Source organism: Acinetobacter oleivorans DR1 (genome assembly GCF_000196795.1).
GTDB classification, from domain to species: Bacteria; Pseudomonadota; Gammaproteobacteria; order Pseudomonadales; family Moraxellaceae; genus Acinetobacter; species Acinetobacter oleivorans.
Map to the genome: position 1 here is coordinate 1560728 of NC_014259.1, position 25453 is coordinate 1586180.

The window sequence follows — 25453 nt, forward strand, 5'->3', positions numbered from 1 at the left end:
TTATGAATAGTATTCCAAGCGTTGAAATCGATAGCTCCGATCATGTTGCAAAAATCACCAAAACAACATGTCCATATTGTGGGGTGGGTTGCGGTGTTAGCTTAAACATCCAACAAAAACCTCAAGGACCTGTGGTGCAAGTTGAGGGGGATGCTGAGCATCCTTCCAACTTTGGGCGCTTATGTATTAAAGGTAGCCGACTTGCAGATACTTTGGGGTTAGAAACACGTGTTTTACAACCAATGATGGGGCGAAAAGCTGATCGGGTGGTAACCACATGGGATGCAGCAATTAATAAGATCGCTGATAAATTCCAATCTTGTATCGATCAATATGGTCGTGACAGCATTGCATTTTATGTTTCTGGTCAGCTTTTGACTGAAGACTATTATGTGGTGAACAAGTTTGTAAAAGGCTATTTGGGTACTGCAAATATTGACACTAATTCACGTCTTTGCATGTCATCTGCCGTTGCGGGCCATAAACGTAGCTTTGGTGAAGATATTGTCCCTGCAAGTTATGAAGATTTTGAACATGCAGACATGGTGGTATTGGTAGGATCTAATACTGCATGGTGCCATCCTGTGCTTTATCAACGGATCATGCAGGCTAAAAGCCAAAATCCAGATATGTTTGTGGTCGTGATTGACCCACGTTTTACCAGTACCTGTGAACAAGCGGACTTGCATTTGCCGATTTTACCGGGCCAAGATGTCGCTTTATTTAATGGCTTATTTCAATATCTATATCAAAAAGGTCATGCTGATCAGGCCTTTGTAGATGCCTATACCGAAGGTTTGCAAGAAGTTTTGGCAAGCAGTCAGCCAGAAACTGATATTGAATATGTGGCAAAGCGTACAGGTATTGCACTCGATAAATTACAGCAGTTTTTTGAAAAATTTGCACAGACTGAAAAAGTCATCACCCTATTTTCAATGGGTGTCAATCAATCAAGTCAGGGAGTCAATAAAGCCAATAGCATTATTAACTGCCATTTACTAACAGGCAAAATTGGTAAGCTCGGTGCCGCTCCATTTTCAATGACAGGACAACCTAATGCGATGGGTGGACGAGAAGTCGGTGGCTTAGCCAATATGCTGGCTGCGCATATGGATTTAGATAATCCACTACATCAAAAACTAGTGCAAACTTTTTGGGACAGCCCATTTATTGCGACTCAAGCTGGCTTAAAAGCAGTTGATTTGTTCCGTGCCGTTGAAGCTGGAAAAATTAAAGCCATCTGGATTATGGCAACTAATCCGGTGGTGAGTTTACCCGATGCCGATCAAGTCAAACGTGCATTAGAGAAGTGCGAGCTGGTGGTCGTGTCAGATATCTGCGCCGATACGGATACTACGGCTTACGCCGATATTTTGCTTCCAGCTTTAGGGTGGGGTGAAAAAGATGGAACCGTGACCAACTCTGAACGTCGTATTTCACGTCAGCGAGCATTCTTACCTGTGCCGGGTGAAGCAAAAGCAGACTGGTGGTCGGTGAGTCAAGTCGCGAAAAAATTAGGCTTCGATGGTTTTGAATTTACCAGTGCCGTTGATATTTTCAATGAGCATGCAGCGTTATCTGCACAAGACAATACAGACATACATGTGCGAGAAGAAAGTAATAATTTTCGTTATTTCAATCTAAAAGGTTTAATGAACCTAAGTAATGCTGAGTACGATGCTCTACAACCAGTGCAATGGCCAGTGTGGAATAAAAACCAAGACGCTAAAGCCGTTCAACAACTGTTTGGGAAAGGACAGTTTAGTCATAAAAATGCCAAGGCAAAACTGATTCCAACTGTTGCAATTGATCCAGTACATGCAGTTTCAGAAGACTATCCACTCATTTTAAACACAGGGCGAACTCGTGACCAATGGCACACCATGACGCGTACTGGTTTGTCACCAAATTTGACTAGTCATCGCGCTGAACCATTCTGTGAGATTCATCCGAGTGATGCTTTGAAGTTTGGCGTGCGTGATCAAGGCTTGGTAGAAGTTCGTTCGAAATGGGGTAGTTGTGTACTACGTGTGACATTTTCATCTGGTGTGCGTCGTGGTCAAATTTTTGCACCAATTCACTGGACTGAACAGATTGCGTCAGATGCGCGTATTGGTAAAGTTGTTAATCCAGAAGTTGATACAATTTCAGGTGAACCTGAGTTCAAACATACACCTGTCACCATTCAACCGTTCTATACCACTTGGCAGGGTGTGCTTTATGTACGTGAAGGATACGATTCGTATATTCAAGAATCGCTACATCACTGTGCATGGTGGAGCAAGGTCAAAATGTTGAAAACCAACCGCTACGAACTTGCAGACCGTCAAACTTTTCATGACACTCAAAAGAACTTAAAAAGCTTTTTACCGTTTGCAGATGAAACTTTTGAATGGCTGAGTATTGAAGATATTTCATCACAATTAAGTCATAGCGTTGTTTTGAAAGATGGCATCGTAATTGCAAGTCTATATATTGCACCGCCAGATTTATTGCCAGATCGTGATTGGGTGGCAAGTCTGTTTAAACGCGAGCGTTTAAGTGCTTTACACCGAAAAGCATTACTGGCTGGCATGCCAATGTCTGCTACAAATAATGACGGACCTTTAGTCTGTAGTTGTTTTAAAGTAGGTAAGAACAAAATTATAGATGCAATCAAAACTCAAAATATTACTCATGAAAAACAAGTGACAGCTTGTTTAAAAGCAGGTGGTAATTGTGGTTCATGTTTACCTGAAATCCGTGGCTTGATTAAAGCTTGCCAACAGGAGGTGGAAGTGTGAATAAGGGGTATCCCGTAACTGATCTGGTCATTCTGGCAGGCGGACAAGCCCGCCGTATGAATGGTTTAAATAAGTTGTTACAGCAATTTGATGGTGAAACTCAACTCATTAAAATTCATCAGAAATTAAGATCATCTGTGTCTGAAATTTGGGTGAATAGTCATCGTGATTATTCAATTTATCAAAGTATTGTGCCTGACATTCAATGTTATCAAGATGATGCAGCAGGTTTTTTCGGTCCACTGATGGGAATGAAAAGTGCATGGTCAAATGTAAGCGCAGACTATGTTTTGTTTATTCCTTGTGATGTGACCTATATACCTACGCAAGTTGTTGCCAAATTACATGGCGCACTTCGGAAAAATAAACAGGCTCAGGCAGCCTATGTTTCAATTAATGGAGATGCCTTATATCCATTTTGTTTATTAAAACGTGAAAGCCTCATCACCATAACGGAGCAAATTGAAAAGCAACGATTAAGTTTGAAAGAGTGCTTTAAGCTTTTGCATGCACAAGTCGCTATATTTCAAAAACAGAATCTTTTTTTTCATAGCATTAATTCATTGGATGAGCTTCAGCAATACAAACAAATCAAAGCATTTAAAGAAATTTTTACAGCAAATTAACTTCGGATATTAGCACTTTAAAATTTACATTGGTCGAGTGAACCACATTTTTAATCTTTGTGCGGTTGACTATTTATTGTTTAAGTTCTATTTTGGAACTTGATATTTCGTTGCATTGAAATGTATAAAAATAAAGGGAGTCAAAGGGCATGGTTGAAGCGCTGAAGCAAAATAAAACAGATGTGACCGCATGTATTTTGTGTTCTAGAAACTGTGGTTTAAGTGTCGAAATTAAAGATAATCAGTTTCTCAAAATTAAAGGTGATCCCGAACATCCATTTTCTCAAGGCTACATTTGCCAAAAAGCTGCCAGATTACAACACTATCAGCAACACGCAGACCGTTTGACCACACCTTTAAAACGCCAACCAGATGGCTCATTTCAAGAAGTGAGCTGGGATGTGGCCATACAGGAAATTGCTGATCGATTAGTGCAGATTAGAGATAATTTTGGCGGGACTGCTTTTGCTTCTGTTGGGGGCGGTGGTCAAGGTAATCATCTCGGTGCAGCATATGGCCGACAGCTCTTGTTGGCCATGAAAAGTTATTATGCTTATAACTCACTTGCTCAAGAAAAAACGGGTGATTTCTGGCTCAATGGACGTTTGTTCGGTAGTCAGGCTTGTCATACCACAGAAGATGTTGAATATGCCGATTACGTTCTTTTTATTGGAACAAATCCTTTTCAGGCCCATGGCATTCCCAACGCAAGAGACACGCTAAAACATATTAAGAAAGATCCCAACCGAACCATGGTGGTATTCGACCCGCGTGTTACCGAAACAGCCAAACAAGCAGACATTCACGTGCAGCTAAAACCTGGAACAGATGCTTTTTTAATGTCGGCGATGATTGCGATCATTATTAAAGAAAATCTTTATGATGCAGCGTTTATTGAGCAGCACACACAAGGTTTTGAAGACATAAAAGCAGCATTTAGTCGTGTGCCGATTGAAGACTATATTGCCAAAGCAGATGTTCCAGTCGACTTGATTTACCAAGTAGTTCGAGATTTTGCGAAAGCTAAAAGAGGCTGTGTTCGGATTGATTTGGGTATTCAACATACTTTAAATACGACATTAAACGGATATTTAGAAAAACTACTGTACTTAGTGACTGGAAACTTTGGAAAGCAGGGTACCAATAATTTACATACCATGTTTATTCCTATCTTAAGCGATACAGATGAAAGAAAGCCGAAATATAGACGTAGTGTTTATCATAAAATGTTCCCCATTTCTGGGTTCTTTCCGCCTAATATTTTACCCGATGAAATCTTAAACGCAGGGGAAAAGCGAATTCGTGCTGTGTTTGTAGATAGCTGTAATCCGTTATTAACTTATCCAGATACACCAGCTTATGAGGAAGCATTTAAAGCATTAGATTTGTTGGTTGTGGTCGATGTTGCTATGACGGAAACCGCTAGGCTTGCGGACTACATTTTGCCAGCGCATACCCAGTTTGAAAAATGGGAATTTACTGGTTTTAATTTGGAGTTTCCTAAAAATGGTTTTCATCTCAGACATCCTGTATTGGTCGCTCAAACGAATACTTTGCCAGAGGCAGAAATTTATACACGATTACTTGAAGCCATGCAGGTGATTCCAAAACGCTTTCCAATTTTAGAAAAAATAGCTTCAGTTGACTCGAAAAAAACAGCCTATTTACCTTACTTGTCTGCATTAGGGCTGACGTTTGCACGAAATAAAAAATACATTCCTTTTGCAGCCTCAATTCTCTATCGCACTTTAGGTAAACAGTTAGAAAAATCAGCTGATTCAGTTGCTTTTTTATTACCGCTGTCGATTCAATATGCTGTCTTACATACTAAAGCGGTACGCCGTGCAGGTTACAAAGGTAATCCTTTAACTTTAGGCGTTCGGTTATTTGAACAAATTTTAAAGCAACGTTCAGGCGTAGTGTTGTCGCAACACGAATATGACGAAATCTGGAAACTGGTTGCTTATAAAGACAAGAAAATACGTCTTGCTATTCCAGAGATGTTAGCTGAGCTGGCAAATTTAAAAAATCATCAGGTTAATGTTGAAGAATTCCCATTCATACTTTTATCAGGTGAGCGACGTAGCTATAACGCCAATCAAATTTACCGTGATCCAGCTTGGCGAAAAGTAGATGCTGAAGGGGCTTTACGAATTCATCCTGAAGATGCAAAGCACCTAAATGTAGATGCAGGAGGTCAGCTTAAATGTATTTCACAACATGGAGAAATTCAGGTTACTGTAGATTTTGATGAGGGAATGCGAAAAGGGGTAGTTTCACTTCCACATGGTTATGGCATGCGCTTTCAAGGTGGTGAACCCATTGGACCACAATTAAATCGACTGATTTCCGCTGAACATTGTGATCCATTATCTAAAACGCCGTACCATAAATATGTACCCATCCGCTTAGAAAAGTGCTAGAAATAATGTAAGGCAAATAAGAGATTAATGCTGCACCAATTTTATACAGTTTTAAAATTACAGTGAATTGGTGCAGCCAAAGGTCTATCAAAAAACCGAAGAAGTTATGGATGATAAATAGAACTGGAACAAATTTTGCAATAAAGATCAAAGCACTACTAAGGCGCAATTTTACAAGTTTAATTGCTCTTAATGAGTGCTTGCAATATTTGAACTGTTCTCGATATGAGTGCAAATAATGAAACAATATCACTCTGAAACTGCGCCAATGCTTTTGCAAGACCAATATGGGCGTATCAAGCGAAAGTTACGAATTTCGGTAACTGATCGCTGTAATTTTAAGTGTGTATATTGCATGCCTGAACATCCTGAATGGTTAAATAAACAAGACTTGCTTAGTTTTGAGGCACTCTTTCAGTTTTGTCGTTTTATGGTGCAACAAGGCATTGAAAGCATCCGTATTACAGGCGGCGAACCATTAATGCGTCAAGGCATTGTTCATTTCGTTCGTGATTTACAAGCTTTAAAAGCATTAGGTCTAAAACGCATTTCAATGACTACCAATGGACATTATCTTGCTAAATACGCTAAGCAGTTAAAAGATGCTGGTTTAGATGATTTAAACATTAGTTTAGATAGTCTTGATTCAATTCAATTTAAAGAACTCACCAAGAAAAAATTAGAACCAGTTCTTGAGGGTATTCAAGCTGCGAAAGATGCAGGACTACCCTTTAAAATTAACTGCGTGTTAATGAAAGATAAAAATGACGATCAAATCTTACCCATGGTGAGGTGGTCAATCGCCAATCATATTCCGCTACGTTTTATTGAGTTTATGCCGCTTGATGGTGATGCACTCTGGTCAAATAAAGATGTGGTGAGTGAAGCTGAAATTTTACAGGCATTGCAACCGTATTATTCGGTACAAGTCATTGAGCAACAACATGAGCCAGCACGTCAATATCTGCTTAACAATAGCTACGCTCTAGGCATCATTTCTACCATTACTCATTCATTTTGCCACCAATGTGACCGTATACGACTAACGGCGCAAGGTGAGCTATATAACTGTCTCTTTGCTCAGCAGGGTTTAAATATTAAGCCGCAGCTTGAAGCACTATTACGCGCACAGAACTCAACCGATCATATGCTGCATAGTCAGCACTTAAAAGATCAAGTTATGCCGTATATCTGGCACAAAGCCAAAGGCTTTCATGCCTTACAACATCAACAAACCCGTAAAATCAGTATGCATATGCTTGGGGGATAAATGCAGCAATCTATCCAAATTAAAATCGAATCATTTGGTGCAATTGAAAAATTGCTTCCACAAAATCTTTCGTTAGTTTTCCCCACCGATATTTTAGTTAAAGATGTCTTAGATGAAATTGTTTTATTGCATCCAGAATGTACACAGGCCATGGAAAAATGTGCATGCGCTATTGGCGATAATGTCATAACAAGGCAATCAGCTTTAAGTCAGCCATGTACTTTGGTTTTATTATCACCAGTTGCAGGAGGATGAGCCATGCGAGATTTTGCACGTATACAAGAGCAGGCCTTAAGCCTTGATACCTTTGATCCTATTGAATCATTTCCTGAATGCGGTGGAATTGATATTTTTATGGGTACGGTTCGTAACCATCATGAAGGTAAAGCTGTTAAAGCACTGAAATATACCTCGTATAAACCGCTTTCTGAAAAAATGATACGTGAAATTGAACTGGAAATTGAGAAAAAGTATCAGGTATCTTATGTCCGAGTGGTTCATCGGATTGGATATCTAGATGTGGGTGAAACAGCAATCATTGCAATTGCTTATGCAGCCCATCGCCGTGAAGCTTTTCAAGCATGCGAAGAAGCGGTTGAGCGGGTAAAGCATGAAGTGCCTGTCTTTAAAGAAGAGTTCTTTACAGATGGTACAAGTCACTATGTAGAAGGCTGCTGTATTCGTAAGGATGCACCGCACGAACACAAACATCACCATCATGCCGGCCATGAACACTCACACTGAAATAAGCAAGACTAGGATAAATAATGAAAAACGTAGGAATGAAGCCGGAAAGTTATCGTGTTGCTGAAGCACAAGCAATTTTATATGCACCACCGCACTGTATTGAGTTATTAAGACAAGGAAATACTGAAAAAGGGGATGCATTAAAAACTGCACGTGTTGCAGGAATTTTGGCAGCAAAACGAACTGATGAGCTGATTCCTTTGTGTCATCCACTGCCGATTTATCGTGCAGATGTTGAATATGAATTAGAACATGATTTTGTAAAGATTATTACCGTGGTTGAAACCATTGGTCCGACTGGCGTAGAAATGGAAGCCTTAACGGCTGCAAGTCTTGCAGGCTTAACCATTTACGACATGTTAAAACCGCATTGTGAACCAGAAGAGCTCTGGATGGATCAATGTAAATTGCTTAAGAAAAAAGGTGGAAAATCACACTTTAAGCGCGTTCTTCGTCAGTCTGTTTCGGCTGCTGTTATTGTGCTGTCCGATACTGTCGCAGCTGGCAGAAAGCCCGATACTGCCGGAAAATCTGTGGTTGAAACTTTAACCGAGGCAGGATTCGATCCGATTCACTACCAGATTTTGCCAGATGAGGCAGATACTTTAAAAAACTTAGTGCTTGAGCTGAGCAAATCATATGCTTGCATTATGACCGTCGGCGGTACGGGAATTGGTAAGCGTGACATTACGGTTGATACGCTAGAGCCACTTCTTGAGCGTAAGCTAGATGGCTTAATGGAAGCTGCGCGTTCATTTGGACAAAAACGCACGCCATATGCTGCAATGTCGCGTGGAGTGGCTGGTTTTATTGATCGTTCACTGGTGGTGACTTTACCGGGAAGCCGTGGTGGAGCAAGTGAATCAATGGCTGCTATTTTACCTGCATTAGTCCATATTTTTGATGTTTGCCGTGATTTACCACATCCAGGAGGCTATGAATAATGTCAGGTTGTGGTGCAGAACGTGGGTTGATTAGCGTAGATGAAGCAATTGAGCTGATTAGTAACCGACCTAAAAAATTAGGCTCAATTCAGCAAGTTCTTCAAAATAGCCTAAGTAGATATCTTGCTAAAGAAATTTATTCAGAAATTAATTTGCCAAGCTTCTCTCAAAGTGCTGTAGATGGTTACGCACTTTGTAGCCACGCAGAAGATTTAAATAATCAAAAGTTTCAGGTTACTGGCGAGATTCGCGCCGGAAGCGAAAGTCATGACTTTCTGAGTGAAGGACAGGCAATTCGTATATTTACTGGTGGCAAAATTCCTGAAGGCACAACGCATGTTGCGAGGCAAGAAATCGTAGAGGTCGTGTCAGCACAAGAAATTTCGTTAACTGAACATATTCGCCCTCAAGCTGATATCCGTTTTACGGGCGAAGAAATCCAGAACGGACAGTTGCTTGCCCAAGTTGGACAGTTTTTAAATATTGGAAGCTTGGCTGCCTTAAGTATGGCGGGTGTACAAACGGTTGACGTTTATCGTGCGCCGAAAGTTGCTGTTTTAGTTACTGGTGATGAAGTTGCCGAAAAAGCAGAAGATCTTGCAGAAGGTAAAATCTTTGATGCAAATGGTCCATTACTAAAAGCTTGGTTTGAAGATTATGGCTTAGAGATTGAACTCATTCATGTGGCAGATGAGGCGGCGCAAGTCACGCATTACTTTAATGATTTAAAAGATAGTCATGATGTCATCATAACCACAGGCGGAGTGTCAGTAGGTGATTATGACTTTGTTCGGCCATGCGCTTTTGAGGCTGGCTTTGAACAGATCTTTTGGAAAGTAAAACAAAAGCCAGGTAAGCCACTTTTTTTTGCTGAATATTCTCACACGGAAAAAGATCACCATTGTTATTTGTTGGGGTTACCGGGTAATCCAGCTGCGGTCTATGTATCAATGCAAGTTTACGGTAAAGCATTGCTCGACACTTTGCAGGGAAATCAAGCAGGGCCGGAGTGGTTTAGTGCAATTTTAGATCATGATTTAAAAGACGATGCGCGTGAACGTTTTCTACGGATGCATGCTTATTTTGACAATGGACAACTTAAAGTTAAAAGTCTGGCAAAACAACAATCACACATGCTCAGTAATTTAATGCAGGCCAATTGTCTAGTGCGAATTCCAGCAAGTGTAAAACTAGAAGCAGGTCATATTTTGAAGGGTATATTCATCTCAAATTAATGATGAGTAATAATAGATATAACTCACTATGCAATTAGGTGAGTTATATTTGTTAAGCGAATTTATATAATAGCTTTCTATTTTTTATAATAAAAATTCTTTTATAAAGTTGATAAGAAGTTATTTTTATAATGAATCTTGCATAACTCGTGGTAAGTGGTTTAGGGTATAAACAATAGGGCCGTTAGGCTAGGAAATATCGAGGAACGCATAAAGATGAAATGGGATGACATCGGTGATCAACCTTGTTCGGTTGCTCGTATGCTATCAGTGATTGGCGATCGATGGACGATGCTAATATTACGTAATGCTTTTATGGGAATACGCCGTTTTGACGATTTTCAAAAATCATTAGGTGTAACTCGTCATGTCCTTTCAGATCGTTTAAAGCGTTTGGTTGAATATGAAATTTTAGCCAAAGCTCCTTATTTTGATCGTCAAGAACGCTTTGAATATCGCCTCACTGATAAGGGTTTTGAACTTTATCCAATTATTTTATCGATGGCGAATTGGGCAGATAAATGGATGGATCAAGGTTTAGGCAAACCTTTAGAGTATCGTCATAAAACTTGTGGCCATAAGTTCGAACCAGTTATGGTGTGTTCAGTCTGCCATGAACCTTTACATGCAAAACAAGTGCAAGTTTCAGCTGGGCCAGGCTATTTTGCATATATAGAACAAAAACAGAAACAAGCTTAATTTACCTATCTATAAATTATGAAGACTCTTGTTGAATCGCATCAGCTAGAGTCTTATAAATGTGGTCATGATTTGACTGTGTTACATTAAAACGTATGAATTGACCAGCATTAGGAGCTTGGCTAAACGCATTTCCTGGTGCAAGAATAACTTGATGGTTAATACAGTATTTTGCAATTTTTGAAGCTTCAACACCCTCTGGCAAATGACACCAAACAAAAATTCCCGCTTGAGGCTTAATCCATGGCTTTATGCCCAAAGGTTCTAGTTTGGTAATGGTATCGTGCATCGCTTTTGCTAAACGAACTTTTAATAATTCTATATGTTTACGGTAAGATCCATCTGTTAAAGCACTTAATAAAACTTCAGCAGACACGCCATTGTGAGAAAAGCTTGTGGCAATTTTTAGGTCAGTGAGCTGATCAATCCATTCTGGTTTTGCAATGATATAACCACAGCGAATAGATGCTGATAACGTTTTAGAAAAACTTCCAATAAAAATTACACGTGACAGATTATCCAAAGCCGCAAGCCGAGGAGCAGCGTTATATTCAAAATCTGAAAAAATATCATCTTCAACGACAATCAAATTGGATTGTTCAATAAGTTTTAATAATTGATGTGCTGTAGAAAGAGAAAGTACTGCTCCAGTTGGATTGTGAATTCCTGAGTTGGTGATATAAAGACGTGGATTGTAAGTCTCAATTGCTTCTTTAAATGCCTCTAAGTCAGGACCTGTTGGTGTGTAGGTAATACCAATAACTTTGACTTGATGGACTTTAAGTAATGCATGAAAGTTGAAATAACAAGGATCATCAATCAAAACAACATCATCGGGCTTTAATAAAAATCGGCAAACCAAATCAATCGCTTGAGTTCCTGAATCAGTTAAAAGTACCTGATTAAGATTCGCCTCTATACCTTTTGCTTGAGCACGCCTTGCCAGTAAGTCACGTAAAGCTGGTAATCCCAATGGTGTTGAATAACCCATTAAACAATCATCTGGGCTTTTCGCGGCCGTCCTTAAAGCTTTACGAATACTGTCTAATGGCATCCAGTCATCAGGTAGCCAACCGCAACCAGGCTTAAAAACATCTGCTTTCGCTTCCAGAGATTGACGTGAAATCCATAATGGATCAACTGAACGATCTAATTTAGGGCCTAATTCACTTAAAGATAAAGGTGCGAGCGGACCAACGATATAAAAACCAGATCCAGTTCTTGATTCGATTTTGCCTAAAGCAATTAATCTTTCATACGCCTCTACAACAGTGGATACTGAAAATCCCAGATCATTTGCTAACTTACGAACAGAAGGCAAGCGTGCTCCCGGCAATAAAGATCGATTTTTTATTTGTTGCTCAATTTCTGAAATGACAATTTCAATTTTTGTTTTGCTCTGATTCACGCGCTTAAAATCCCAACTGTATTGGTTGTTAATACATAACAGTTCTTTTAAATTGTACTGCTTTGTATCTGGTTTAATCACCTTAGCACAGCTTAAATTCTTCGTATAGTGACGGAGAAAATTATGAATAGGTTTATGAATGGCTGGGTGAATGGTTTTATTGGCGTGGCTATTTTTGCGGGGTCACTACCAGCGACACGTGTAGCGGTAATGGGGTTTGAACCGGGCTTTCTAACCGCAGCACGAGCTGCGATAGCAGGTATTTTGGGGCTTATTCTTATATTAGTTTTAAAACAAAAGAAACCAGCCAAACAAGATTGGTGGCCTCTAGCCATTGTTGCTGTGGGGGTGGTGATCGGTTTCCCATTGTTTACAGCACTTGCTTTGCAATATATGAATGCAGCCCATTCAATTGTATTCGTTAGTCTTTTGCCGCTTGCAACTGCAATATTTGCTGTACTAAGAGGCGGAGAAAAACCGAATCATTTTTTCTGGATATTTGCAGTATTGGGGAGTGCTGTTGTTTTTGCCTATATGTTCTTCCTTTCTGGTGATACATCACTTGGAATAGGGGACTTTTATATGTTGATGGCGATTATTTTTTGTGGCTTTGGCTATGCAGAAGGCGGTGTACTTTCAAGAAAAATAGGCGGGTGGCAAGTCATTTGTTGGGCACTTATTTTGTCTTTACCTTTTATGTTTTTGCTTACCATTTTCTATATGCCAGCTTCATTCCAAAGTGTGTCTACATCAGCTCTAGTCGGCCTTATTTATGTGTCTTTGTTTAGTATGCTCATTGGCTTTTTCTTTTGGTACAAAGGGCTGGCACAAGGCGGTATTGCTGCCATAAGCCAACTACAACTTTTACAGCCTTTAATGGGGCTAGGTATTGCAGCGGCTTTATTGCATGAACATGTGAGCTGGTCAATGTTAGTGGTCACAGCAGCAACTATTTTATGTGTCGCTGCTGCTAAAAAATTTACTTAACTTTATAAGCAATTTGCTGGTTTAGGAACACCCGCCAAACGACTCAAATGACGGGCAACTAAACCAGTATTAAATTGTTGCTGTAAAACGGCATTGTTAATATCTGGACTTACTGTTTTCATTAAAAATTTAATGAGTGGGCGAGTTGCTGGAGAGTGCCCAAACTGTTGATAAAACTGACGCACAGCAGCTAAAACTTCGAAATGCCAATCGGTTAGTTCAAGATCAAGTGATTTGGCAAGCTCTTGTGCAACTTCAGGATTCCAAATTGTATAATCAACCAAATGACCATCTTGGTCTAATTCTAAATTCATGAAACTAGCCTAAATCTATTATTTAAGAGAAATACAGCGATTAAAAGTTAAAACTAGATCTGCAAATTGATCATAGTCGAGTACATTCATCTGGGCTAAAGTATCTGTATCGAGTAAATCTTTTTCGATGCTTAAGCATGAAACAGATTTAAACTGTTGAATCATTTCAGTTGAAAGCCGCGCAACAGAATCACCCATAAAAATAATCTGGTCACCTTTCTGATAAAGATGACCTAATTCATCAATAACATTCGGTGTATTGTGATAAGTAGATTGCACGAGATAAAGTGTTGATGGATTCATTAAATTTACACCTTCATCTACCAATATAAGACATGGTCAAAAGACTGAATGAACTCATTATTTAACTGAATGAATTCGAGCTCTTGTTCTGTTTGTTGAACAAAAGGATTTTGTTGATTTTTGCTTTCGATAAGAATGGGGCTTAAATCATAAAATTCAAAGCTTTCGACCATATTTGATGCTACTTTGAAGGTATGATGAAACTGGTTAAAGCTCAGGTCATTTTGCAAGAGACTAAGAGCAGCATCTTTCAATAATACTTTGACTGGCGAGCCAAAGGTTGCTAAAACCATAGTAGCGGAAAGGCTTTCATTGATTTGAAGACTAGTTAAGTTGGCTTGGCTTAAAATGACGAGTACAGATTTCACACAATATACCTTTTAAAAGCAACAATCTAAGCAAACAAAGTAACTTAAAATTGAATAAGACGAGATGCTGACTGTACCGCATCAGCAAGTTCACCTAACCCGACCAGTTGAAAGTCTTTGGCAAGGTTGTGATGAGTAAGGTGATGGCGACTGGCATTTTCTGCATCGGTAATACCACGAGCGAGGGCAGCACTCACACATACAGGAAGTCGAATCGCAAGCTTTTGCCATTCATGCGTTAAATTACGCTGGTCGTCAGGAACCCATTGAAAATCATTAGCAACCTGCACGCCATCTTGGTAAAAGAATACACGAAAGTCTTCATTTTTACTTTTGAGTGCCTGAGCAAGTCCTAAAGCATGCCAAGCATGAATGGAAGTAGGAGCAGAGGTAATTAGTAGTAATGTACTCATTGAGAATTCACTATGGTCATACGTCTAAATGGGCGTAGATGCATTAAGAGAAAGGTAAGTATACAATGATTTTAGTGACAGGTGGTTTAGGCTTTATCGGTTCACACATTGCGTTGAGTCTCATGGCTCAGGGTCAAGAAGTGGTAATTGTCGATAATTTGGCTAATTCAACCTTGCAAACGCTGGAACGCCTAGAGTTTATTTCAGGTATGTACGTTCCATTTGTTAAACTTGATGTACGTAATACACCCGCATTGAATAAGGTCTTCGAGCAATATTCAATTGATGCAGTTATTCACACTGCTGGGTTTAAATCAATTGAAGAATCTAATCTTAAACCTCTTGAATATTATAATGATAATGTAAGTTGCATCATGAGTTTACTACGTGCCATGCAACGCACAGGTGTTCGTCACTTTATTCATTTGTCTAGCCTTGCAGCATATGGAAAATCTGGTCTGCAATTAAGCGAAACAGACGAATTCAATTATGCTTATCCTAATCCCTATATTAAGTCTCAACAGATGATTGAAGAAATTATCCGTGATACTTATAAAATTGATCATGAGTGGAAAATTGCGATCTTGCGCTTATCTAATATCGTAGGTGCATTTGAACATGGGGTGCTCGGAGAGTATGTTGCTCAGCTCCCTAAAAATATTGTACCGCTTGCCATGCAAGTTGCAGCAATGCAACGTGATTTGATTGAATTACAAGATCAAGCTGAAACATCAGATCATACGACTGAACGCAGTTTTCTACACGTTTTAGATGTGTGTGAAGCTGTAACTGCCAGCTTACATTGGCTACGTGATCAAACACATTGTTGTGAAGCATTTAATATTGCCCATGACCAAGTTCACTCTGTGCGTCAATTACTAGATGAAATTTCACAGGTAACTCAATCTGAAATTCCGACTCAACCTGCGATTTACAAACATGTTGAATTAAGTCAGGTTGCGGCAGACATATCCAAAGCAAAAACATTATTGAATTGGACACCTAAACGTCCGTTAAAACAAATGATTGAAGATGAATGGCGTTTTTATCAAAATACATTAAATGGAAGATAAGATAATGATTCTTATTTACAATAATGGAATGCTTGAGTACGATACTAAAAATTAACTAGCCAGAGCAAATAATTGCTTCAGCCCGTAAGTTCTTTAACCAGACAACTGAGGTTTCTATGCAAACACGAATTGAACATGACACTATGGGTGAGATTGAAGTTCCAAATGAAGCATTGTGGGGGGCACAGACTCAACGCAGCTTACAGAACTTTAAAATCGGGCAAGAACGATTACCCCGTGCCATGATTCGAGCAATGGGGCTGGTGAAAAAGGCTGCTGCAATAACTAATGCTGAACTTGAACAGTTACCGCAAGATTTGAGCCAATATATTGTGGTTGCGGCTGAAGAAGTCATTGATGGTAAATGGGATTCACAGTTTCCTTTAGTGGTCTGGCAGACGGGTTCAGGTACGCAAAGTAACATGAACTGCAATGAAGTGATTGCCAATATTGCCAACCAAAAATTAGGCCAAGTGTTGGGTGCGCAAAAACCTGTACATCCAAATGATCATGTCAACCGTGCTCAATCAACGAACGATTCATTTCCAACCGCTATTCACGTAGCAGCAAGTTTGCAAATTAATGAATTGCTTATTCCTGCAGTAGAACAGCTTAAAGCGACTTTGCAAAAAAAATCAGATGAGTTTCAGTCTATTGTTAAAATTGGTCGTACCCATTTACAAGATGCAACTCCATTAACACTAGGTCAAGAATTTAGTGGCTATGTGTCTCAGCTTGAGCATGGATTAGTTCGTTTGCAACAGGCATTGACAGGTTTATATGAATTACCATTGGGTGGTACTGCGGTAGGTACAGGGTTAAATGCACATCCTGACTATGCAGTGAAAGCAGCTGCTCAACTTGCTTTGCTTACAGGTTTACCATTTGTGACTGCTCCAAACAAATTTGAAGCGCTTGCAGGGCGTGACGCTGCTGTTTTTGCTTCTGGTGCATTAAAAACGCTTGCAGTTAGTTTAAATAAAATTGCGAATGATATTCGTTGGTTGGCCAGTGGTCCACGTTGTGGTTTCGGTGAAATCCGTATCCCAGAAAATGAACCTGGCTCAAGCATTATGCCAGGTAAAGTAAACCCAACACAAAGTGAAGCAATGACCATGGTTGTTGCGCAAGTGCTTGGAAATGATACGACCATTAATGTGGCTGGTGCTTCAGGTAACTTTGAATTAAACGTATTTATGCCTGTGATTGCTTATAACTTATTGCAGTCTATTCAATTGCTGGGTGATGCTTGTAATAGTTTTAATGATCACTGTGCGGTAGGAATTGAACCTAATCAGGATAAAATTGATCACTTCTTACATAACTCTCTTATGTTAGTCACTGCTTTAAACCCAGTGATTGGTTATGAAAATTCTGCAAAAGTTGCTAAGACTGCCTATAAGGAAAATAAAACTTTGAAGCAGGTTGCCGTTGAGCTTGGTTTAGTTACAGCAGAGCAATTTGATGAAGTGGTTAAACCTGAAAAAATGGTTTCACCAAATAGTAAATAATCTCTCCTAATGGGCTTTTTTATTCTTAAATACTTCTGTAATATCCGCGAGTTGCTAAGTACAACAAAAGTCCTGAATGATCAGCGCAAAAAATCATAAGGGGAAGGCCTGCTTGAAAAAGTGGGCTTTTTTTATACCTTGAAATATAAATGTCATATCTAGACTTTATTTTTGCTACGTTATTTTATTTTAAGTTCAAATAAATGAAAAAGACTAAATCAATAACTGTTTTAGCAGTAATAGCTTGTACCTTGTCGGGTTGTCTACAAATGTTTCCACCTACTGTAGCTGAGGTGAATCCTGGGGTTTATCAACTTCATGCTCAAAGTAATGCATTTGGTTCAAGAGAAGCTTTGAGGGCAAAGTTAATCGGTAAAGCAGAAGAAATATGTAAGGATAAGGGTTTTGATGAGTTGGATAGTAATAACAAAATCGTAAATCATCATACTGTCTATAATTCAGGAATGCTTATTCCAGTGAATACCAAAGCAGCTGTTTTGAAAGTTAAGTGTAAAGATTAATTTAAATAGTATTAACTCCATTCGTGAGTTAATTTTGTTAGACATATGGCAATACAAGAAACCCGACTAACTATCGACTAATGGCGGGGTTTTTTATTATTAAGTATTTCTGTAATATCTGTATATAAATTTAGCGCTAAATTATGGGTGTTAGACATCAAAAGAAGGGGTGGATCTTTTTAAACTAGCGTACATTTATACGATTTTTGGTTTTAAATATTTGAATTATTTAATTTTTAATTCGATTTATATTGATGGAGTTTAGGTGTTATCAAATTGGAAAGTGACTGTATGCATCTTTCCAATTCTAGTTTTAAGCAACTTTTTTGTTAGGCTTATTTTTGGGTGAAAAGAGGAAGCAGTCTTTTTTATTAATTAAGAAAAAGCATAATTTTTTAGATGGAATTTAAATATTGATGTACACAATTAGATATGTTCATCGGAACAACACTTACTATATCGCTTCGAATATCGAAGGAAATTTTATTATTCTTGAGTCAATTGATTCAGAATTTCGTATGGGTCATCAAATTTCTTATGATGGTGAGAAGGTATTTAACCTTACTTTGAATGATGAAACTGATGCAGTCATTAAATTAGAGAGTAATGAAAAAACAGCATACGAATACTTACTTTCAGTTAAATAAATTAGTTTTTATGATGAAGTATTTCTTTAAGAACTAGGTATGCTTAAAAGATATTTCATACAATAAAAGTTAAAAAGTTTTGTTTTTATTGAAAAAGCTATGGTATGGTTATTTAAGCTTTAATTTTGGGCAGTTAAAACAAATGAACTGTTTATTGAATAAAATCACCACCACCACGACCTCTAAAGAAGGCTGTGTGTGATTTTTATTAAAGTGACTTAATAAGATAACTAAACCCAGCCAATAATGGCTGGGTTAATTTTTCTCTGTTCATTATTGGTTTTTACAGAGAGAAATTATGGAAAAACTCAATAGCAATTCAAAATCGGCTTTACTGGTCATTGATATGCAAAATGGCCTATTTAACGGCCAGTCTAAGCCACATAATGCTCAACTCGTACTTTCAAATATTCTTAGTCTTATTGAATATTGCCGCTTGAATGATAGACCAATTATCTTTATTCGACATGTTGGTGAGATAGGCACCCCATTAGATCCAAGTGGACCGAATACTCAGCTAATCACAGAGTTAGCTCTTAATCCACATAAAGATCTAGTCATTGAAAAAAGGTATCCTAGTGGCTTTAAAAATACTGTTTTAAAAGAAGTGTTAGAGAAGCTTGGTGTTGATGAAATCATCATTACTGGGATGAAAACCGAGTATTGTATTGATACTACTGTTAGGACTGCTTCTGAGTACGGATATAAATTGATATTAATTTCAGATGCACATACAACAACTGATTCAGTAGCTTTAAATGCTCAGCAAGCAATTGATCATCATAACCAAATTTTAAGTAATGCTTTTGCTAAGTTAAAAACGACAGAAGAGTTCATTTCTCAAATTTAATTTAGAAATGAACCGACAACTTTATTCAAAAAGTTTGATTAGCTGTATCACTAAAGTACAAAAAACCTTTTGAAGACTAGTGGTTGCTCTGTTTTTAGCGGTAGCAAGAATTGAACTTGTATCAACAAAGAGCTCTTTTCGGAGGGCTTTTTATCAAGAGGGTATAAGTTTCACTAATTAATGGCGAATTAGCGTTGAATAAGCTGTCATAATTGTTAAAATGCCCACCTTGTCCTGTTTTTATATTGTTTTTTATTTTGCATTTATTTGGCAAAATTGAAGATAAAGTAATTGAAAACAGAAGCTTAGCTAAGGATTTTTGAATGCTCTCTATTTATTTAACAGATACCCAACAACATGTGCAATTTAATGATTATCCCGGTGATCAGCCTGTTAAGTTTCTGTTAAATCTTAAAAAGATTTTCCCAAGTACAGGTGACCTGTTATTGCCAGTTTTACCTGATGATAATGATTTAGAAAATGTAACATGGGAATCAACTTCAGAAGATTTTGATGTCTTTAAAAAGCTATTGGCTGGATGGGGTATTATTGAACTCCGTTTAAATGCAATTACGGCTTATAAAGATAAAAACTTTGCGAATGAGTTAGTGAAACAAGCTCAAGCGAAACGTAAGAAAACAGCACAAAAAAATCATCAGCTCTCTTTGGTCGCACTTGATTATATTTTTATGCATGAAGTTCACGCATTGATTGATGCTGAATTGGTCACTATTGGTGAGAAATTTTATTTACCAACCTTACGTGAGCAATGGAAGGGCACAGTTTCAGAACCAGTGCTCAATGGAAAATTCTAATTAAACACAAAAGGTGAATTTATAAAAATTCACCTTTTTTATTTTTATAATTAAATTAATGATTTATAACCTGATAATTACTGGTACAAAAGTTTACAAGAAAAGAATGCGTTTTTTCTAAAGTGGCAGATACATTGCTTATATAAATACAAAATTATTGCGGGAGAGAGGTTCGAAAGAACCCGCCGAAGGAGCAACAAGCCCGGAAACTCTCAGGCAGAAGGACTGTAATAATTAAAAAATCTGGAGAGAAGCTTAGATTTATAAGAATTGAAAATAATAACTTATAAATTATAAACTCACCGAAGGGGAAGATCTAAACGTTAAAAGGTAACGTTGGGGTCGAAACTCTCAGGTACCAATGACAGATGGGCTGTACTGATGAAATGTTTTGCATTTCTGAGGAGTCTGTTATGCCACATGTTATTGTGATAGGTGCGGGAATCACAGGGGTTACCTCTGCTTATGAATTATCGCAACTGGGTTATCAAGTCACAGTGATTGATCGACATCTATATCCTGCAATGGAAACATCATTTGCCAATGGAGGGCAATTATCGGCTTGTAATGCCGAAGTATGGAACCAAAAAGCCACTGTAGTTAAAGGCTTTAAGTGGATGAGACAAAAAGACGCACCGCTACTGCTGAATCCTTCATTTAGTTTGCATAAATATAGCTGGCTAGTTGAGTTTTTATCCCATATTAAAAACTATGAAGCAAACACGATTGAGACGGTCCGTTTGGCATTACTTGCTCGTAAGCGTTTATTTGAGGTTGCTGAAAAAGAGCAGCTCGAGTTTGATTTGGAGAAACGTGGAATTCTCCATATGTATCATAGTAAGGCTGACTACGAGATTGCTAAACAAGTGAACAATGTATTGAACAAAGGTACATTAGAGCGCTATTCAGTTTCACCTGATGAGATGAAAACCATAGAACCATCATTAACAGGTGAATATTTTGGTGGTTATTACACACCAAGTGATGCAACGGGAGATATTCATAAATATTCAACCTCTTTGGCTGAAAAGACTAAACAATACGGTGTTGAGTATAAATTTGGTTTGGAAGTTACAGATATTAAGTGTCATCCAGACAAAGTGATCGTAAGTTGTCAGCCAAGTGCAGAGCATCCTTATCTTGTTGAATCAGATAGCATCCAAATCGAAGGTGATGTGCTTGTAGTGTGCGGTGGTGTGGGAAGTTATCAACTTGCCGATATGATTGGAGAGCGAGTAAATGTCTACCCAGTAAAAGGTTATTCAATTACCGTGCAATTAAAAGATGAGCAAAGTGTAAAGAATGCACCGTGGGTCAGCTTGCTAGACGAGAGTGCTAAAATTGTGACTTCTCGTTTAGGTAAAGATCGGTTGCGCGTGGCGGGAACTGCTGAATTTAATGGTTACAACCGCGATATACGAGCTGATCGTATTCAACCTTTGGTAAATTGGGTAAACCGTAACTTTGATATTTCAACTGAGCACGTGGTACCTTGGGCTGGGCTAAGACCGATGATGCCTAATATGCTGCCTGTGGTGAAGCAATCTAGACAGCCTCGTATTTTTTACAATACAGGACATGGGCATTTAGGATGGACTTTGTCTGCGGCAACCGCGGTTTTAGTGGGGCAGGATATTGCTCAAAAATATCCGATCTAAAAAGTAAAAAGCCAGTGTGCAAACACTGGCTTTTTACTTAAAGCACTAATCATATAATCGATAGATTCCGCTAAAACGCTCACAGCCTTTTTGCTGGGTTTTCACATTCAGTAAAGCTTTTTGGAAATTAAACTGATATTTGCAGTTATGCTCATTGTCTAAAATTTCATTTTTTTGTTCAGGTGAACTATAGGCCATCAAAGAAATCGTTTGAGTTTCTTTGCGGTTATTTGGATTTCGGTATGCTATTCCTTCAATCTTGATTTTATCTTTCGCGAGCTGATGGACCTGAATGTGAACAGGTTGTGCTGCTAGACGTCCATTTTCAAACTTAAGATAATGTTGGGTAAGCGTTTGCTTAAGCGATGCATAAAAATTTAGGTCGTCAGTTCGTAAATCAAACTGTTGTTGAAAACATGAATTACTCTTGCATTGCTGAGTATGTTTAGACCATAACTTTTGTGTATCCTGCAAAAGCTGTAAGGGGGCATCAGTAACTAAATATGCAGAAAGATATTTATTATTGAGTTGCTTTCTTGATTCACTAAATGTTTTTGAACAGATCTTAAGCTCAGCTCCACGATTGGAACAGTCTATTGGTTCTGCAAAAACATGAGATGAACATAAACAACTCAGTGTCACGGCAAAACTTAATCTTTTCAATTGATTCATATCAGTATTAGACAGCATGATCGCTTATACTTTCAGTCTACTTTGCTAGGTGTACTATAGCGAAACAGAAAGGCTGAATACAAGATTTCTTAAGTTTTTATGGAAGGTAATAGTTATATGGTTGCTCAAATTCGCATTGGACAAGGAATGGATGTGCATGCCTTTGAAGAAGGGAACTTCGTTACATTAGCTGGCATTCAAATTCCACATACGCATGGCTTGAAAGCACACTCTGATGGCGATGTTGTACTCCATGCTTTGTGTGATGCTTTGTTAGGTACTTTAGCACTTGGAGATATAGGGCAACATTTTCCTGACACTGACCCAGAATTTAAGGGTGCGGACAGCCGAGTACTATTAAAGCATGTTTACCAGTTAATCTTAGATCGCGGTTATCAGTTAAATAATGCGGATATTACGGTGGCTTGTGAGCGTCCAAAATTAGCTAAACATAATTTGGAAATGCGTCAAAGTATTGCTGATGTTTTAAATGTAGATGTTAATCAAATCAGTATTAAAGCAACGACAACCGAAAAACTTGGGTTTACCGGTCGTCAAGAAGGTATTTTGGCTACAGCAACTGTTTTAGTCTCTCATCACACCAAGTGATCGGTTTGTTGCAAAGACTGCTGAAGCTCAAGAGTTGCCTTACGGCCTTGTAGCTGTAAGGTAATACTATGAATAAGCCCTGTCCAAGTTTCATTGGGTTCCCAAATTTCATGAAGTAAATCTTGAGAAGTAGGCATGTCCATATTCATATAAAACTGTCTATAGACATACATCAGGCAGCTAGAGCGATCGTTTTTAGAACAGTGAATCCAGACAATTTCATTCTGGACTAAATGATCAATAAGATCGAGCACCAATAAACATTGCTCAGCCGATGGAGTTTCCCAGTCAATTGGAATATGGATGTAATTTAAACCGAGGTCTAAACAAATACGATCTTCATTTTCAATATAGTTTGGTGCGTTACTTAAAGCGAGATTAATGACTGTACTACAACCATATTCTTTAATCAGTTTCAGTTGTTCAGCAGAAGGCTGTGCTGAACTAAATAAATGCTCATGAATAATTGAAAATGCGGGAATTTGAGATAATGATTGTTCAAGGGTAGTCATGATCGCACTCTACGAGAGTAGGCTTAGCTTATTGTGTAGAATGTTATACACGATTCTAGAGAATAGTTGAAATACAGCCTGCTTATATATTCGACAACGTTATCAAAATTTTAAAAATAATTAACTGGAAAAGTACAAGTTTTATAAAATAAAAAAACAGCATCATAAAGATGCTGTTTTTTTGTCTAAATAATTATGATTTTAGATTTTCATTCAATAAAAATTCTACTAAAGCTTTTTGAGCATGAAGACGATTCTCTGCTTCATCCCATACCACTGCATTTTTATGATCAAGCATAGTTTCAGAAATTTCTTCGCCACGATGAGCAGGTAAGCAGTGCATGAATAAACATTCAGGATGAGCAAGTCCCATTAATTTTTCATTGACTTGAAAAGCTGCAAAAGCTCTTTCACGAAGCTTCTGTTCTTCTTCTTGTCCCATGCTTGCCCATACATCTGTCACAATGAGATCAGCATTTACGGCAGCATCTTCTGCATTGTCAAAAACTTCAACACAATGACCAAACTCTGCTAAAAATTCTGGTTTAGGCTCATATCCTTTTGGCGATGCAATTTTAAGTTTAAAGCCCATCATGTGTGCAGCTTCAATATATGAGTTACACATATTATTGCCATCACCAATCCAAGCAACGGTTTTACCTTTAATGCTACCGCGGTGTTCATTATAAGTCTGTAAATCTGCAAGTAACTGACAAGGATGATGGTCATCTGTCAAACCGTTAATCACAGGAACTTTTGAATATGATGCAAAACGTTCAACAATGTCATGACCAAAAGTACGAATCATCACAATATCAAGCATACTAGAAATTACACGTGCTGAGTCTTCAATTGGTTCGCCGCGGCCTAATTGTGTGTCTCGAGGTGATAGGAAAATCGCGCTACCACCAAATTGGTTAATGCCTGCTTCAAAAGAGATACGAGTACGCGTGCTTGATTTCTCAAAAATCATTCCCAATACTTTACCAACAAAAGGTTGATATACCTTATTGTCATGCTGCATTTTTTTAAGTTCGCTTGCGCGTTCTAAAATGCGATTAAGTTCTAGAGTGGATAGATCACGTAAAGTCAGGAAATGTCTTAGAGCCATGTAGCTACTCCATAATAATCGTTATGAAATACAACAATTATCTGTTGTTGGCTGGGTGGAGGAGGGAAAAAAGAAGTCTACTATACTATAAGCATTTTAAAATGCAAAAGAATTAGACTTTATGATGGCCCTTTAAGAAAACATCTACGCAATATTCAATATAATCAGTAGCTTCCTGCTCATCTGGTAGGGCTGGCATACCCATAATCATGCGCCATTCAATATCGCGCAAAATCCCAAAATACATGAGTGAAGAATAATAAGGAGAAGGGCATGTAATTTCGCCTGATTTGTCTGCAAATTCTAATGCTTGGGTAAGTGTATTCTGTAAATTATGTACCCATTTGTCATATAGATATTGTATAAGGACCGTATTACACTCGGTCTGTTCAATAATGAGTCGCAAAAATGCAACATGCTCGGGTTGAATGATGTGAACATAAACACGATTGAGCGTTTGAATTAAGTATTCTCTTAAAGTAGTTTTCTCTGGTTGAAATGGAATGCAAACGTCCTTAAAAAACATTTCACGTTTATAGTCGCAAATCGCGGTAAATAAGCCTTCTTTATTACCAAAATATTTATAAATAGAAGTTTTTGAACCTCCAGCATGGTTAACAATGTCATCAAGAGAAACAGCATCATATCCTTTATCCAAAAACAGCTCGGTTGCACTTAGCAATAGAGCTAGGCGACGTTCTATACCTCTGCGTGTTTGTGGTTTTTCACATACTGAATGATGTGGGTCAAGGACGGAATCATGCATAAAATTTCATAACAACAGTTAACTTTGCTTATTTAGTATAGCAAAACTATCTTTAAGGATGGCCATCGCTATTTTTTTAGATCATCTGCTGAACAGTAAATAGATATTTAAAAAAATAAAAGAATAGAAAATATAAGCTTAGAGTGAATTTTGAAATGATTTAATGATGTAACCTGATGTTCAATTTT

The 25453-nt window shown here is 38.1% G+C and carries 27 protein-coding genes and 1 riboswitch; of the genes, 18 read left to right on the forward strand and 9 right to left on the reverse strand.

What is annotated here, in order from left to right:
• Positions 1-2: 2 nt before the first annotated feature.
• The 9 genes from AOLE_RS07285 to AOLE_RS07325 all read left to right on the forward strand — a co-directional run bounded on the left by AOLE_RS07285 (position 3) and on the right by AOLE_RS07325 (position 10727).
• Positions 3-2783, forward strand: a complete 2781-nt coding sequence (locus AOLE_RS07285; RefSeq protein ID WP_013197467.1) for a nitrate reductase — start codon at positions 3-5, stop codon at positions 2781-2783.
• Complete coding sequence (gene mobA / locus AOLE_RS07290) at positions 2780-3409, forward strand: molybdenum cofactor guanylyltransferase (RefSeq protein ID WP_013197468.1); 630 nt, start codon at positions 2780-2782, stop codon at positions 3407-3409. The genes AOLE_RS07285 and mobA overlap by 4 nt, the downstream gene beginning before the upstream one ends.
• Before the next feature lie 149 nt (positions 3410-3558).
• Entirely contained in the window at positions 3559-5832 is a 2274-nt protein-coding gene (locus AOLE_RS07295) for a molybdopterin-dependent oxidoreductase (protein WP_013197469.1), read from the forward strand.
• 229 nt (positions 5833-6061) lie between these two features.
• Positions 6062-7102: a GTP 3',8-cyclase MoaA gene (moaA, locus tag AOLE_RS07300; RefSeq protein ID WP_081399133.1), complete on the forward strand. Its 1041-nt coding sequence runs from the start codon at positions 6062-6064 to the stop codon at positions 7100-7102.
• Positions 7103-7357, forward strand: coding sequence for a MoaD/ThiS family protein (locus tag AOLE_RS07305; RefSeq protein WP_005306329.1), 255 nt, complete (start codon positions 7103-7105; stop codon positions 7355-7357).
• Between the two features lie 3 nt (positions 7358-7360).
• Positions 7361-7846, forward strand: a complete 486-nt coding sequence (locus tag AOLE_RS07310; protein WP_013197471.1) for a molybdenum cofactor biosynthesis protein MoaE — start codon at positions 7361-7363, stop codon at positions 7844-7846.
• 23 nt (positions 7847-7869) lie between these two features.
• Positions 7870-8793: a bifunctional molybdenum cofactor biosynthesis protein MoaC/MoaB gene (gene moaCB, locus AOLE_RS07315; RefSeq protein WP_013197472.1), complete on the forward strand. Its 924-nt coding sequence runs from the start codon at positions 7870-7872 to the stop codon at positions 8791-8793.
• Positions 8793-10028 carry a molybdopterin molybdotransferase MoeA gene (locus AOLE_RS07320; RefSeq protein ID WP_013197473.1) on the forward strand — a complete coding sequence of 412 codons (1236 nt, stop codon included), beginning with the start codon at positions 8793-8795 and terminating at the stop codon, positions 10026-10028. The genes moaCB and AOLE_RS07320 overlap by 1 nt, the downstream gene beginning before the upstream one ends.
• Positions 10029-10244: 216 nt before the next feature.
• Entirely contained in the window at positions 10245-10727 is a 483-nt protein-coding gene (locus AOLE_RS07325; RefSeq protein WP_004791810.1) for a winged helix-turn-helix transcriptional regulator, read from the forward strand.
• A gap of 16 nt (positions 10728-10743) precedes the next feature.
• Here the strand turns inward: AOLE_RS07325 and AOLE_RS07330 are convergent, their stop codons facing one another.
• The gene (locus AOLE_RS07330; RefSeq protein ID WP_023274195.1) at positions 10744-12135 is read right to left on the reverse strand and encodes an aminotransferase-like domain-containing protein; all 1392 of its coding nucleotides are present in this window, start codon (positions 12133-12135) and stop codon (positions 10744-10746) included.
• A gap of 123 nt (positions 12136-12258) precedes the next feature.
• On the opposite strand from AOLE_RS07330, the gene AOLE_RS07335 reads away from it, so the two are divergent.
• The gene (locus AOLE_RS07335; RefSeq protein ID WP_023274196.1) at positions 12259-13122 is read left to right on the forward strand and encodes a DMT family transporter; all 864 of its coding nucleotides are present in this window, start codon (positions 12259-12261) and stop codon (positions 13120-13122) included.
• Positions 13123-13124: 2 nt separating this feature from the next.
• On the opposite strand, the gene AOLE_RS07340 is transcribed toward AOLE_RS07335, so the two are convergent.
• From AOLE_RS07340 to tusD, 4 genes are read right to left on the reverse strand one after another with little or no spacing between them, the layout of a single operon-like run.
• Entirely contained in the window at positions 13125-13436 is a 312-nt protein-coding gene (locus tag AOLE_RS07340; protein ID WP_003652222.1) for a TusE/DsrC/DsvC family sulfur relay protein, read from the reverse strand.
• A gap of 18 nt (positions 13437-13454) precedes the next feature.
• Positions 13455-13739: a hypothetical protein gene (locus AOLE_RS07345; RefSeq protein WP_013197476.1), complete on the reverse strand. Its 285-nt coding sequence runs from the start codon at positions 13737-13739 to the stop codon at positions 13455-13457.
• A 17-nt stretch (positions 13740-13756) separates the two neighbouring features.
• Positions 13757-14107 carry a hypothetical protein gene (locus AOLE_RS07350; RefSeq protein ID WP_003652218.1) on the reverse strand — a complete coding sequence of 117 codons (351 nt, stop codon included), beginning with the start codon at positions 14105-14107 and terminating at the stop codon, positions 13757-13759.
• A 44-nt stretch (positions 14108-14151) separates the two neighbouring features.
• Positions 14152-14520 carry a sulfurtransferase complex subunit TusD gene (gene tusD, locus AOLE_RS07355; RefSeq protein WP_004791822.1) on the reverse strand — a complete coding sequence of 123 codons (369 nt, stop codon included), beginning with the start codon at positions 14518-14520 and terminating at the stop codon, positions 14152-14154.
• 65 nt (positions 14521-14585) lie between these two features.
• Here tusD and galE point away from each other — a divergent pair, with 65 nt between their 5' ends.
• The 7 genes from galE (at position 14586) to AOLE_RS07390 (ending at position 21595) form a co-directional block, all read left to right on the forward strand.
• Positions 14586-15593: a UDP-glucose 4-epimerase GalE gene (gene galE / locus AOLE_RS07360; protein WP_013197477.1), complete on the forward strand. Its 1008-nt coding sequence runs from the start codon at positions 14586-14588 to the stop codon at positions 15591-15593.
• A 116-nt stretch (positions 15594-15709) separates the two neighbouring features.
• On the forward strand, positions 15710-17104 hold the full coding sequence (gene fumC / locus AOLE_RS07365; RefSeq protein ID WP_013197478.1) for a class II fumarate hydratase: 1395 nt from the start codon (positions 15710-15712) through the stop codon (positions 17102-17104).
• 203 nt (positions 17105-17307) lie between these two features.
• Positions 17308-17625, forward strand: a complete 318-nt coding sequence (locus tag AOLE_RS07370; RefSeq protein WP_013197479.1) for a hypothetical protein — start codon at positions 17308-17310, stop codon at positions 17623-17625.
• Between the two features lie 416 nt (positions 17626-18041).
• A complete protein-coding gene (locus tag AOLE_RS20540; RefSeq protein ID WP_004791826.1) occupies positions 18042-18272 on the forward strand; it encodes a hypothetical protein in 231 nt (76 codons plus the stop codon).
• Positions 18273-18570: 298 nt separating this feature from the next.
• Positions 18571-19122 carry a cysteine hydrolase family protein gene (locus AOLE_RS07380; RefSeq protein WP_013197480.1) on the forward strand — a complete coding sequence of 184 codons (552 nt, stop codon included), beginning with the start codon at positions 18571-18573 and terminating at the stop codon, positions 19120-19122.
• 323 nt (positions 19123-19445) lie between these two features.
• Positions 19446-19937 (forward strand): hypothetical protein, encoded by a 492-nt coding sequence (locus AOLE_RS07385; protein ID WP_013197481.1) that lies wholly within the window; start codon positions 19446-19448, stop codon positions 19935-19937.
• Positions 19938-20087: 150 nt separating this feature from the next.
• Positions 20088-20175, forward strand: a riboswitch (glycine riboswitch).
• 175 nt (positions 20176-20350) lie between these two features.
• The gene (locus tag AOLE_RS07390) at positions 20351-21595 is read left to right on the forward strand and encodes a D-amino acid dehydrogenase (RefSeq protein ID WP_013197482.1); all 1245 of its coding nucleotides are present in this window, start codon (positions 20351-20353) and stop codon (positions 21593-21595) included.
• 45 nt (positions 21596-21640) lie between these two features.
• Here AOLE_RS07390 and AOLE_RS07395 read toward each other — a convergent pair whose 3' ends face one another.
• The gene (locus AOLE_RS07395) at positions 21641-22285 is read right to left on the reverse strand and encodes an A1S_1983 family putative colistin resistance protein (protein WP_013197483.1); all 645 of its coding nucleotides are present in this window, start codon (positions 22283-22285) and stop codon (positions 21641-21643) included.
• 99 nt (positions 22286-22384) lie between these two features.
• Between AOLE_RS07395 and ispF the strand changes: the two genes are divergently transcribed.
• The gene (gene ispF, locus AOLE_RS07400; RefSeq protein ID WP_004791837.1) at positions 22385-22876 is read left to right on the forward strand and encodes a 2-C-methyl-D-erythritol 2,4-cyclodiphosphate synthase; all 492 of its coding nucleotides are present in this window, start codon (positions 22385-22387) and stop codon (positions 22874-22876) included.
• On the opposite strand, the gene AOLE_RS07405 is transcribed toward ispF, so the two are convergent.
• The 3 genes from AOLE_RS07405 to AOLE_RS07415 form a co-directional block, all read right to left on the reverse strand.
• Positions 22864-23388 (reverse strand): protein tyrosine phosphatase family protein, encoded by a 525-nt coding sequence (locus AOLE_RS07405; RefSeq protein ID WP_013197484.1) that lies wholly within the window; start codon positions 23386-23388, stop codon positions 22864-22866. The two genes, ispF and AOLE_RS07405, sit on opposite strands and share 13 nt — an antisense overlap.
• A gap of 193 nt (positions 23389-23581) precedes the next feature.
• Entirely contained in the window at positions 23582-24499 is a 918-nt protein-coding gene (argF, locus tag AOLE_RS07410; RefSeq protein ID WP_005306284.1) for an ornithine carbamoyltransferase, read from the reverse strand.
• A gap of 112 nt (positions 24500-24611) precedes the next feature.
• A complete protein-coding gene (locus AOLE_RS07415; RefSeq protein ID WP_013197485.1) occupies positions 24612-25265 on the reverse strand; it encodes a TetR/AcrR family transcriptional regulator in 654 nt (217 codons plus the stop codon).
• Positions 25266-25453 lie beyond the last annotated feature (188 nt).